Annotated in this window: 13 protein-coding genes; 3 read left to right on the forward strand and 10 right to left on the reverse strand. The window is 40.0% G+C overall.

Annotated elements, in window-relative coordinates:
• Window positions 1–20 precede the first annotated feature (20 nt).
• The 3 genes from FTU38_RS11315 to FTU38_RS11325 are packed head-to-tail and all read left to right on the forward strand — an operon-like array spanning window position 21 to window position 2,151.
• On the forward strand, window positions 21–623 hold the full coding sequence (locus FTU38_RS11315) for an alpha-E domain-containing protein (protein WP_180111235.1): 603 nt from the start codon (window positions 21–23) through the stop codon (window positions 621–623).
• Window positions 620–1,399, forward strand: coding sequence for a transglutaminase family protein (locus tag FTU38_RS11320; RefSeq protein ID WP_168377742.1), 780 nt, complete (start codon window positions 620–622; stop codon window positions 1,397–1,399). The genes FTU38_RS11315 and FTU38_RS11320 overlap by 4 nt, the downstream gene beginning before the upstream one ends.
• A 17-nt stretch (window positions 1,400–1,416) precedes the next feature.
• Window positions 1,417–2,151 carry a proteasome-type protease gene (locus FTU38_RS11325; protein WP_168377741.1) on the forward strand — a complete coding sequence of 245 codons (735 nt, stop codon included), beginning with the start codon at window positions 1,417–1,419 and terminating at the stop codon, window positions 2,149–2,151.
• A 96-nt stretch (window positions 2,152–2,247) separates the two neighbouring features.
• On the opposite strand, the gene alr is transcribed toward FTU38_RS11325, so the two are convergent.
• The 10 genes from alr to cyoC all read right to left on the reverse strand — a co-directional run bounded on the left by alr (window position 2,248) and on the right by cyoC (window position 11,136).
• Complete coding sequence (alr, locus tag FTU38_RS11330) at window positions 2,248–3,321, reverse strand: alanine racemase (protein WP_180005230.1); 1,074 nt, start codon at window positions 3,319–3,321, stop codon at window positions 2,248–2,250.
• 48 nt (window positions 3,322–3,369) lie between these two features.
• Window positions 3,370–4,809: a replicative DNA helicase gene (gene dnaB, locus FTU38_RS11335; RefSeq protein WP_078193970.1), complete on the reverse strand. Its 1,440-nt coding sequence runs from the start codon at window positions 4,807–4,809 to the stop codon at window positions 3,370–3,372.
• A 238-nt stretch (window positions 4,810–5,047) separates the two neighbouring features.
• Window positions 5,048–5,494 (reverse strand): 50S ribosomal protein L9, encoded by a 447-nt coding sequence (gene rplI, locus FTU38_RS11340; RefSeq protein ID WP_078188585.1) that lies wholly within the window; start codon window positions 5,492–5,494, stop codon window positions 5,048–5,050.
• Window positions 5,495–5,503: 9 nt separating this feature from the next.
• A complete protein-coding gene (rpsR, locus tag FTU38_RS11345) occupies window positions 5,504–5,731 on the reverse strand; it encodes a 30S ribosomal protein S18 (protein WP_004278792.1) in 228 nt (75 codons plus the stop codon).
• Between the two features lie 12 nt (window positions 5,732–5,743).
• Window positions 5,744–6,130: a 30S ribosomal protein S6 gene (rpsF, locus tag FTU38_RS11350; protein ID WP_004696436.1), complete on the reverse strand. Its 387-nt coding sequence runs from the start codon at window positions 6,128–6,130 to the stop codon at window positions 5,744–5,746.
• A gap of 156 nt (window positions 6,131–6,286) precedes the next feature.
• Entirely contained in the window at window positions 6,287–7,075 is a 789-nt protein-coding gene (locus FTU38_RS11355; protein ID WP_180005235.1) for a DUF3142 domain-containing protein, read from the reverse strand.
• Between the two features lie 6 nt (window positions 7,076–7,081).
• Entirely contained in the window at window positions 7,082–9,199 is a 2,118-nt protein-coding gene (locus FTU38_RS11360) for a hypothetical protein (protein WP_180111238.1), read from the reverse strand.
• A 101-nt stretch (window positions 9,200–9,300) separates the two neighbouring features.
• Entirely contained in the window at window positions 9,301–10,179 is an 879-nt protein-coding gene (gene cyoE, locus FTU38_RS11365; RefSeq protein ID WP_180005232.1) for a heme o synthase, read from the reverse strand.
• 10 nt (window positions 10,180–10,189) lie between these two features.
• Window positions 10,190–10,516, reverse strand: a complete 327-nt coding sequence (locus FTU38_RS11370; RefSeq protein WP_078188582.1) for a cytochrome o ubiquinol oxidase subunit IV — start codon at window positions 10,514–10,516, stop codon at window positions 10,190–10,192.
• A complete protein-coding gene (gene cyoC, locus FTU38_RS11375) occupies window positions 10,516–11,136 on the reverse strand; it encodes a cytochrome o ubiquinol oxidase subunit III (protein ID WP_078188581.1) in 621 nt (206 codons plus the stop codon). Before cyoC ends, FTU38_RS11370 begins: the two co-directional genes overlap by 1 nt.
• Window positions 11,137–11,138: the final 2 nt, after the last annotated feature.

Here is an 11,138-nt window from a genome sequence, read left to right on the forward strand (position 1 = left end):
CTCCAGTGAAGGAGCAAAACATGATTTTATTAAACAGTAATGCAGAACATATTTTTTGGTTGGGGCGTTATTTAGCACGTACTCAATATTTATGCAGTATTTTCCCTTTTCAAGATGTTGATACGGCATTGAACTATGCACATGCTTTTTGTTTGTCAGCATTTGATGCCGACTCAATGAATGAGTTAGTTTTAAATGCGGAGCAGCCGGCGTCATTTTCCAGCCAATTTCAATATGCGCAAAGTAATATTCAGGACTTAAGGGGTGTACTTTCAGCAAAAAGTTATGCAGAACTCAGCCGTTTAATTCGTAATGCGAGTGATAACCCTGGTTATATCTGTGACGTGGTAACAGATTGCCAAGATGTTTTAGAGTCCGAATCTGAAGATGTATTTTTATTTTTTAGTTTAGGACAAGCCATAGAGCAGCTTGATCGCCAGTTACGCATGCAGCAGGACATTCAACACACCCTAGCGAAGATTGAACATATTGTCATGGCTTTGGTTCAGTTTGGATGGGAAAGCGTGCAAGAGGCATGGTTGGCACTTAAACAGCAGCCGAATAGCCAAAACTTCTACCATTTCAGTGATCATATCCAAAATATGTTTGAGGTGGCTGTATGAGGCTCATGATCAACCATCAGACCCATTATGTTTACACTGATGTGGTAAACAGAAGCATTCAATATATCAAAATGACCCCGTCCACCAATGCGCATCAACAAGTGCAAAATTGGGATGTGAGTGTGCCGGGGCAGCGTGATATGCAATTGGATACTTTTGGTAATGTGTGGTTGACCACAACGCAGCGCGAACCTTATCTGCAAATGACCATTATGGCGCAGGGCATCGTAGAGATGAATTTGAGTTCAAATGATTCAAATGCGGATGATTTAAACCCGAAATTGTTTTTACAGCCAACGCCGAGTACGCAGTACGATATTCACATGAAAAGTTTTGCCGATTGCTATGTCCCTCGTATCAATCGTGCCAATCTGATTCGTTTGGCTGAAGCGATATTGGCGCATATTCCCTATGTATCGAATCAAACATCGGTACATACTTCAGCGATTGATGCTTTTCATCATAAGCAAGGGGTATGTCAGGATCATAGCCATGTCATGATCGCAATGTGTCGCTATTTGGGTATTCCTGCACGTTATATTTCTGGGTATTTATTTGTGCCGAATAGTAGCCACCTTGCCAGTCACGCTTGGGTAGAAGTCTATATCGAAAATAAATGGTATTGTTTTGATGTCAGTAATCAGCTATTTACACCACAATCACATATTTATGTTGCGATTGGGCGGGACTACTGGGATGTAGCTCCAGTTCGAGGCGTTCGTGATAAAGGTGGTATTGAGTCTATGAGCTCAATTGTACAAGTGCTGAGTTGTTAATCATTTGAGGGATAAAAATGACCTATTGTTGTGCATTACGGTTAAAAGATGGCATGGTATTTATCAGTGATACACGGACAAATGCAGGTGTTGACCATATTTCAGTTTTTCGCAAACTTTATTCCTTTGGTATTGTGGGTGAGCGATTTATTACCATCCAAACCTCTGGAAATTTAGCCACAACACAAGCGGTCATTGGGCATTTACAAAATCAGCTAGAGGTCAAACAAGAGCCGAATTTATATAGTGTAAATACGATGTTCGAAGTGGCTGAATTGGTCGGGCATACCTTAAAAAAAGTCATCTCAGATGTCACCTCAGATATTTTAGAACAAAGTAATTATTACTGTAGTTTATTGGTAGGCGGTCAAATTGGCAGTGCGGATATGCAGTTATATAACATCTATCCACAAGGCAACTTTATTTGTGCGACACCAGATACCCCATATTTTCAAATTGGCGAAAGCAAATATGGCAAGCCGATACTCGACCGAACTTTGCGTTACGATATGCCGCTCGATGAAGCAATGCGTTGTAGCTTAATTTCTTTTGATTCAACGATACGCTCAAATGTGTCAGTGGGTATGCCTTTAGATGCTTTGGTTTATAAAAAAGACAGTTTAGAAATACCAAATGGTAAGCGCATTTATGAAGAGGACCCATATTTCACCATGATCAGTAAAGGCTGGTCAGAAGCATTGCGTCAGGGTTTGATTGAATTGGCAAAACCAACAGCTGACTATTTTCAATAACCATTTGATCAACAAATCGATCAATTTAAAAAGTGAATAAAAAAAGCGAGATAAAAAAAAGCCCAGATTTGATCTGGGCTTTTTGATTTGGCGTAATTAAGCTAATTTACGTACAGGGCGCGCGCTCATACGGCATAATAATTCATAGCCAATGGTTCCGTTCGCTTCTGCAACGTCATCAACCAGACGATCTTTGCCCCAAAGCTCAACTTCAGTGCCTATCGGTGCATGCATACCGGTGATATCAATCGCAATCATATCCATGGCAACACGGCCAATCACACGCGTTTTCTGTCCATGGATGGATACATAGTTTTGTTTAGGGAAGGCACGTGGATAACCGTCACCATAACCAATCGACACAATCGCAAGATTCATTTCTTGTTCTGCAACGAAAGTCGATCCATAACCCACAGATTCACCGGCTTGAATGGTATTTAAAGCAATCACTTCAGCGGTAAAGGTCATCACCGGTTTAAGATCTAATGCTTCTACAGAACGGTCTGAGAAAGGTGTCGCGCCATATAGCATGATGCCTGGGCGAACAAAATCAAAATTCAGTTCTGGCCATTTGAAAATCGCAGCCGAGTTACAGCACGAACCCATGATTGGCGCACAAGCTTCTTTTACGTGTAAGAATTGTTCACGTTGTTGGTCATTTAAAGGATGATTTTCTGCGTCTGCATTGGCAAAGTGCATCGCCAGTACGCAAGTAAAACCTTCCGCCTTTAAAGCATTGATAACATCAATAATTTCAGGTACTTTAAAGCCTAAACGGTTCATACCGCTGTTGAGTTTGACCCAAACTTTTAGACCTTGAGCGATATAGGCCTCTTTATGCGTACGTAACCAATCTAGTTGTTGCTGATGATGCACCACACATTCAATTTTTTTATCGATAATAATTTGCATTTCATCATCTGAGAAAATGCCTTCAATCAACGTAATAGGCTGTTCATAACCCAGTTCGCGAATTTCTAAGGCTTCTTCTAGGCAGGCAACACCAAAGGCATCGCTGTCTTTTAAGGCTGCTAAGCAGTCTTTAACTCCATGTCCATAAGCATTGGCTTTCACCATGCTTACAATTTTAGCGGTTGGGGCAAGTTGTTTGACACGGTTTAAATTATATTGAAGTGCTTGTTGATCAATATAAACTGTAGCTTGGCGCACCCTAAATACTCCTACAGGGTCGATGAATTAATGGATGATAAAGAGTCTTTACTCTTCATCATCATACTGAGCATAAAACTCAGGGGAGAGGTTACTAAATTTGGTGTATTGACCTTCGAAGGCAAGACGCACAGTACCAATTGGACCGTTACGCTGTTTACCAATAATAATTTCTGCAGTACCTGCTTCTTTAGACTCTTTGTTATAAACCTCGTCGCGGTAAATAAACATGATCAAATCGGCATCCTGCTCGATCGCACCCGATTCACGTAAGTCAGACATCACTGGGCGTTTATTGGGACGGTTTTCCAGTGATCGGTTCAACTGTGACAGTGCAATAACAGGGCAATGCATTTCTTTAGCCAGTGCCTTTAAGCTTCGGGAAATTTCCGAGATCTCGCCAACACGGTTATCACCCATACCGGGTACTTTCATAAGCTGCAAATAATCGACCATGATACAGCCAAGTTTACCGCCGTGCATTTTGGCAATTCGGCGCGCACGGGCACGTACTTCAGTTGGAGGTAGTGCAGACGAGTCATCAATATACAAATTCTTTTCTTGGAGATGCACAATTGTACTGGTCACTTTTGACCATTCATCAGCATCCATTTTACCTGCACGTAAATGCCCTTGGTGTACACGTCCGAACGAGGATATCAAACGCATGGCAATCGAGTCAGCGGGCATCTCCATAGAGTAAACCAGAGCGGGCAGGTTGTTATTAAACAGCACACTTTCAACCAAGTTCATGGCAAAAGTAGTTTTACCCATCGATGGACGGGCCGCCACAATAATCAAATCGCCTGCTTGCATACCTGAGGTTTTATTATCAAGTTCAACAAATCCAGTGGTTAAACCCGTGATACTGCCTTCAGTTTGTGAAAGTTCATTCAACTTATCAAAAACACTAGCAACGACAGAGTTAATAGCTTTAGGGCCTTGTGCTTTGGCGTTATTGTTGTGTTGTTCGGCAATCGAGAAAATATTGGTTTCTGCCAGATCTAAAATTTCGCTGACCGTACGACCTTTGGTGTCATAGGCATTTTGTAAAATTTCTGAGCTGACTTTAATCATGCTGCGTAAAGTGGAAAACTCTTTAATTTTTGCAGCATACGTTTCAAGGTTATAGAAACTTGAAGGTGAATCTGACATCAGTTGCATCAGATATTCTTCGCCACCTGCAGCATCGAGCAAGTTTTGTTTAATCAGCCAGTCATTGACCAAGACCGCATCATAAGGAGAGTTATCTTTTGATAGCTGGTCGATGGCACGGAAAATATATTTATGACGTGTCGCATAAAAATCAGCTTCAGTCAGTACATCACCCACTTGCTCAAAAGATTCTGCAACGGTCATCAGTGCAGCAAGCACGGCTTGTTCAATCGCAAGGTTATGGGGTGGGGTACGAAACTCTTTCAACGAACTTTGTTCTGTGGTTTTTGCTGTTGGCGTAGAGTTTGGCTTGCTGGCATTCGCCTGTGACATAAAAATCCCTGATGCTGAAACCATTTAATGTGATGGAAATGGGTGCTAATTACAGTTTTTTCAACTCTTCATTGAACTGAAATGATAGGCGTTTTCTACAGAAATGCGAACAAGTATTTCCGATTAATTCGTCATACATTGAATTGAATGAAGAGTTAAAAATATAAAAAAGTTGGAGCACTATTTTTTACAGATAAAAAAAGAGCATGCGTAAGCATGCTCTTTTCTTTGCAAGAAATTACTCAGCTACGATAGTAACTAGAACTTCTGCAACAACATCATGATGCAATTGGATTGCGATGTTGAATTCACCAGTGTTGCGAAGCGCACCATTTGGTAAACGAACTTCTGCGCGGTCTACAACAAGACCAGCATTAGTTAACGCGTCAGCGATGTCACGAGTACCGATAGAACCGAATAGTTTACCTTCGTCACCAGCTTTAGCAGTGATCACGATGTTAACTTCGTTCAATTGGTCAGCACGTGCTTGAGCAGCAGCTAATACTTCAGCTTCTTGTTTCTCAAGTTCAGCACGACGAGCTTCAAATGCAGCAGTGTTAGCTTCAGTAGCAGCAACTGCTTTACCTTGAGGGATAAGGAAGTTACGGCCGTAACCAGCTTTAACTGAAACTTTATCGCCTAATTTACCAAGGTTTTTAATGCGTTGTAATAAGATAATATCCACAGCTCAACCTCACTTATGATTGTCAGTGTAAGGGATCAAAGACAAGTAGCGAGCTTGTTTGATAGCAAGCGCTAATTGACGTTGGTAACGAGCTTTAGTACCTGTAATACGGCTAGGAACAATCTTGCCGTTTTCAGTGATGTACTGTTTTAAAGTGTCGATATCTTTGTAGTCGATGTACGTAACGTTCTCAGCTGTAAAGCGGCAGAACTTGCGACGACGGTAAAAACGTGCCATGTTATGTTCTCCTTATGCTTCAGCAGAGTCTTGAGCTTGTTGTGCTTCTTCACGTTGAGCTTTACGCGCACGTTTTTCTTCAGCACTCTTAGCCAATAGTGACTCTTCAGTGATAGCGTTTTCACGACGGATGATAAGGCTACGAATGATTGCATCGTTGTAACGGAACAATTCTTCTAGCTCATCAAGAGTAGTTTGACCACACTCAACATTCATAAGAATGTAGTGAGCTTTGTGGATCTTGTTGATTGGGTAAGCCAATTGACGACGACCCCAGTCTTCAAGACGGTGGATTTGACCTTCAGCTTCTTTGATGTGAGTTAGGTAACGTTCTACCATACCCACAACTTGATCGCTTTGGTCTGGATGTACCAATAGTACGATTTCGTAGTGACGCATTGTCAGCTCCTTACGGTTTAGGCAGCCCCAATCATTAATTAATTGAAGCAAGGAGTCACAACCAAAGTTGTGTCGCAAAGTTTGCGAAGCGTGAATTTTAGAGCGTTTAGGTTTGAAATACAAGGCATGGATTTAAAATGCTTGAATTATTATGGTTTAATTCGGTTTTTCACTGCGCAATAAAAATACTACATAACCTTTAAAATAAGGATCATTAATTAAATGTTGAGGTGCGTGCCAACGGCCATGTTGTACGAGGCCTATTTTATAGGGTAGTTTCAATTTTGAGACTTTATTCAGATAACTCGTGTAATTCTCGATCGTGGCACTACCACGATAAGTTTGAATAGCGATCTCATCAATATTGTGTCGCAATAAACTGAGCGTTTGCTGATCTTGTATATTGGTCCAATCCATTAAACCAGTAATACTTAAACGATATTTTTGAGGTATTTGCTTTCGTAAATATTCAAGGAATAAGGCATATTGATGAATATTTTTAGTGTTGGCGTCAAAATCGATTTGTAAGCCTTGAATCTGATTGCCATTTTTTTCCCAATGTTTAAGCCGCTGCAAAATTTGCTGAATATTGTTATTTGACCATTGTAAATGATGGCTACGGATTACAATCCAAATTTTCTGCTGTGGTTTATGGAGGACTTGAATACCTTGTGGGATAAACTCGGATTGCTTTAACGGTTTATTCCAATTCATTTCACCTTGTAAAATATAGAGCTCCGTGGCTTGCTGTAAGTAGGGGCTACTAGAAATATTGCCCCAAATCCAAAAACTTGAATAATGTGCTGCATCAACACGTTGCTGTAATTTGGTTTGAGCCTGTTGTGTTTTTCCAGATTGGGCAGGTGTGCAAGCAGAGCACAAACCTATACTCAAGATAAGCAAAAGTCGAAATGTTCTTGACCACTTGATCACCTGCAAAATCATCATCAATTACCAATAATATTTTAGAGATTTAGCCCAGCTGGTTTCTGGATAGTCGCGTTTGATTTGATCAAACCATTGTTTTCGAACCGACTTATTTACATCTTTGTCTTGGCATTCATTATTGCCACTTGGCGCATAACATTGAATGGCACGGTACAGCGCATAAGCCGTTAATTCAGATTTTGTCCCTGTTTTAATAATGTTTTTATATACATCGCCACGGGCAAAATAAGTACCCTTGAAACTTTGCAGTGAATGATCAGGCAGGTAGTTGAGATTTAGTATGGTATAGGCTTGTGAACTACGCGCATATTCACCTAAGCATAAATTAAGGCTCAGGTCTTTTGGGTTGACTTGCAATTGTTGGGTCAAAGTTGCCAAGTCAGGACATTTAATCGAATTGCTCACGCTTGCACCTTTCCATAAGAAATTTGCAAATGATGGCTGATTGCGAAACTTCTCCGCAGTGTTTTGTTCAGTATTAAATTGAGCCGCGTTGCTTGGTAATTCACGATACGCTTGGTTAAATAAATCAAAGTTTTGATAAGCCAATGACTTATTTAGTAGGGTATAAAGCGCAACATTTTTTTGATCTTGCGTGGCCACGTTATTTTTGACCACAGACATTAAACTTTGTTCATTCGCTGCATCGACTAAATATTGTTGCTGTAGATAAGCTTGCTTGATTTTGGCTGAAGAACCAATAAATTGTGCAGTATTTTGCTGTTGAGCATAGTAGCGATAGAGCATAAGTTCAGCCAATCCACGTTGTTCGGCGGTTTTGCTGATGGAAAGTAGGTTTTCCCAATATTTTTGAGTGGTTTGATTTCGCCCACTAGCTTCCAGAATGCGGCCTTTAAGTAGTAGCTGACTCAACTGTAGGTAACTGTTGATGCTGCTCGGTACTTGTTGTGGCAGATATTTGAGTGCTTCTTGTGCTTTGTTTTGCACATAAAATAAGTGATTTGCCTGCAAATACTGGAACAGTTCTGGTGAATCTTTAAAATAATTTTTCTGTGCGTTTAACTCAGCGCAGGAAATGACAATATCATCGGAACTTTGTATTTTCCGCATGTGCATCAGATCATAGATAGTGAGGAAAAACGGATCTTTCAAATTTTTGACATTCAGACGCTTACTTTGAAATACATGACGATCTAATTCATAGGGTAGATTTGGCAGCTCTAAGTTATAAACGCTGGATTTAGGATTATTGATTTGCCATACGTATTCATTAATCAGTAAATCATGTTTTCCACTGAGCCAAAATCCACGTCTTAATAAACCGCGTGCACTTGCGGCATATTGACCTTGGGGATAGAGCTTAAAGTACTGGGTGATATTATTGAAAAAATTGGTTAATAAACTTTGATTGAGTTTGTCATGATCTAAATCGCCATATTCACCTAAACCACTTTGATAAGCCTCATTTAAAGCACTTCGAATCAACATATATTGTGATGTTTCTTTCAGCCAAGGTTGATACACATTAGTTAATACTGAATAAATCTTAGTCGCTGTGGAAAAGTTAGCATTGTAAAACGAAATTGTGGCGTTTAAATACGATGCATATTGGCGTGCAGATACTGACCAATTTGGATTTACGCTTAGCAAAGTTAGTTTATTGTCGCAATCATTAATTTTCTGACGTTCGCGAATCAGGGTGTCTTTTTCACTACTTGAAAGCTTACTGTCCTTTTTGACTTGTTCAATAAAGGCTTGTGCGCCATTTTGAATGCTGTTGCAATGTTCGTTAAAACTTAGATCAGGTGTTTTTAAAGGTTTACGTGCATTCGGCAGTTTATTGCTGCTAGTGCTCATGATACTGGAAACTTCAAATGGAACTTTGCTGTAGCTAGTTCGCCAAAGTGTGGATTTATCTTCATGAATATTAAATTTGGCAATACCTAAATCGCTAAGCAACAGCAGCATGTTGGTTTGATTGTCATTTGCAGGTGTGAGCGCAGGGAGTTCATCGCATGCGGTATAAGCATTGGTTTGAATAAGTGTCGACGGTTCACAATAAATATCCATGCCTGCATGACTTTGCATACTAAAGAAAATACCGAATGGAATACTCGATGTGAAAAGGGCAGAGTGAATAAATTTTTTTTGATATGACATAAGGCACAGTTAATTATAGTTGTGTGTGCAATGGTATCAAGTTGGGCTTAGGGTTTGAAGCTATTCATAAATAAAAAAGATAGAGTAAAACTCTATCTTTTTTAAAAAAATACAATTGGCTTTAGAGGAGCAGTGGAAGTAAAACTAAAAATTAAACTAATCACTGTGATCAATTTGACTGAAAACATGAAATATTGTTTTGCCCAAATTTGATCATCTTCAGCTTTGAATCCTTGAATGGTCAGATAAATCCAATACAGACTTAAGGCATTTAGGACAATCATATAAATCCAATTCGCATAACCAAAAAAGAATAAACCGTTCATGGTGATGCAGAACAAAAACACGTAAACCAAAGATTCAACCTTGGTACGGTGAATTGAACGTGCTACAGGTAAAATTGGAATTCCTGCATTTTTGTAGTCATCAAATCGGTAAACTGCAATTCCCCAAGAATGAGGCATTTGCCAAAATGCATAACCAATAAAAATCAGTAATGCACCTAAATCAAACTGGTTTGCAACAGCCGTATACCCGATTACAGGTGGCGCTGCGCCAGAAAGACTGCCGATAATGGTTTGATGGATTGTTGTTCGTTTTGTCCATAAGCTATAAAAACCAACGTATACGACAAAACCAATAACAGCAAAAAGAAAAGCGTAAGCATTTACCCAGAACCATAAAATGCTAAAACCAATTACACCTAAAACTAAAGCAAAAACTAAAGCAACAGGAATCGAAATTGATTTTTTAACCATCGCACGATTTTGTGTGCGTTGCATTTTTGAGTCGATGTCTTGGTCAATAACGTTATTGATTACACATCCAGAAGCGACCACAAAGAGGGTGCCTAAGAGGGTAAGAAGCAACAGAAGGAAATCTACAGAACCTTGGGCAGCTACAAAGTAGCCACCCAAAGCGGTAACAAAGTTACCAAAGAGAATTCCTGGTTTAGTCAGGAATAAATACTTTTTCAGCATGACGACCAGTTTAGATCATCATATTGAAGTGAAGGTAGTTCATAATCCACACAGAACCTACTAAAAGGATAGCAATTGTGAGGATTGTATAAACAAATGCAATCACGTTCCAGCGTTGCTCTGAAGAAGAGTTCATATGCAGGAAGTAAACTAACTGAATAAGAACCTGAGCAACCGCAGTAATCGCAATTACGGCAACCAATAGACCGCGGCTAAAACCACCTGCCATTACCATACCGAATGGAATTACGGTAAGTAGAACAGAAAGGATAAATCCGATTGTATATTGTTTAACGTTACCGTGAGCTGCACCAGCAGAGTTATGATCGTGACTCATTAGATAACTCCCATCAAGTAAACAACGCTGAATACGCAGATCCAAACGATGTCAAGGAAGTGCCAGAACAAGCTTAGGCAAGCAAGACGACGAGTGTTTGGAAGTGTCAAACCATATTTCTTGATTTGGAACATCAACACAAGCATCCATACCAAACCAGAAGTTACGTGAATACCGTGCGTACCAACTAAAGTAAAGAACGCAGATAAGAACGCACTTGTGCTTGGGCCATGACCAGCATGAACTAAATGATTGAACTCATAAAGTTCCATGCCAATGAAGGCTGCACCAAATACCCAAGTAACTGCTAACCAAGTTAAAACTTGACCAACATTTTTCTTGTATGCTGCAAGAACAGCAAAACCAAAAGTTACAGAAGAGATAAGAAGGGCGAAAGTTTCAGTTAAAACGAAACCTAAAGATTCACCAAATAGCTCTTGTGCACTTGGCGTACCCACTGGAACGTGGCTACTTAATACAGCGAACGCGATGAAGAGTGTCCCGAAAAGAACCAAGTCACTCATCAAGTAAGTCCAGAAACCAAAGACAGTGATGTCAGTATCATCGTGATGATGATGTTCGTCATGTCCGTGGTTGTCGTGATGAAGTACTTCAGCCATTG

The sequence above is a fragment of the Acinetobacter sp. YH12098 genome, from assembly GCF_013419235.1.
GTDB lineage: Bacteria > Pseudomonadota > Gammaproteobacteria > Pseudomonadales > Moraxellaceae > Acinetobacter > Acinetobacter amyesii.

Bases quoted from the DNA above. Each gene is read 5' to 3' on its own strand.
- FTU38_RS11315 (WP_180111235.1), top strand. From the start codon at position 21: ATGATTTTATTAAACAGTAATGCAGAACATATTTTTTGGTTGGGGCGT.
- FTU38_RS11320 (WP_168377742.1), top strand. From the start codon at position 620: ATGAGGCTCATGATCAACCATCAGACCCATTATGTTTACACTGATGTG.
- FTU38_RS11325 (WP_168377741.1), top strand. From the start codon at position 1,417: ATGACCTATTGTTGTGCATTACGGTTAAAAGATGGCATGGTATTTATC.
- dnaB (WP_078193970.1), bottom strand. From the start codon at position 4,809: ATGTCACAGGCGAATGCCAGCAAGCCAAACTCTACGCCAACAGCAAAA.
- rpsR (WP_004278792.1), bottom strand. From the start codon at position 5,731: ATGGCACGTTTTTACCGTCGTCGCAAGTTCTGCCGCTTTACAGCTGAG.
- rpsF (WP_004696436.1), bottom strand. From the start codon at position 6,130: ATGCGTCACTACGAAATCGTACTATTGGTACATCCAGACCAAAGCGAT.
- FTU38_RS11355 (WP_180005235.1), bottom strand. From the start codon at position 7,075: ATGATTTTGCAGGTGATCAAGTGGTCAAGAACATTTCGACTTTTGCTT.
- FTU38_RS11360 (WP_180111238.1), bottom strand. From the start codon at position 9,199: ATGTCATATCAAAAAAAATTTATTCACTCTGCCCTTTTCACATCGAGT.
- cyoE (WP_180005232.1), bottom strand. From the start codon at position 10,179: ATGCTGAAAAAGTATTTATTCCTGACTAAACCAGGAATTCTCTTTGGT.
- FTU38_RS11370 (WP_078188582.1), bottom strand. From the start codon at position 10,516: ATGAGTCACGATCATAACTCTGCTGGTGCAGCTCACGGTAACGTTAAA.
- cyoC (WP_078188581.1), bottom strand. From the start codon at position 11,136: ATGGCTGAAGTACTTCATCACGACAACCACGGACATGACGAACATCAT.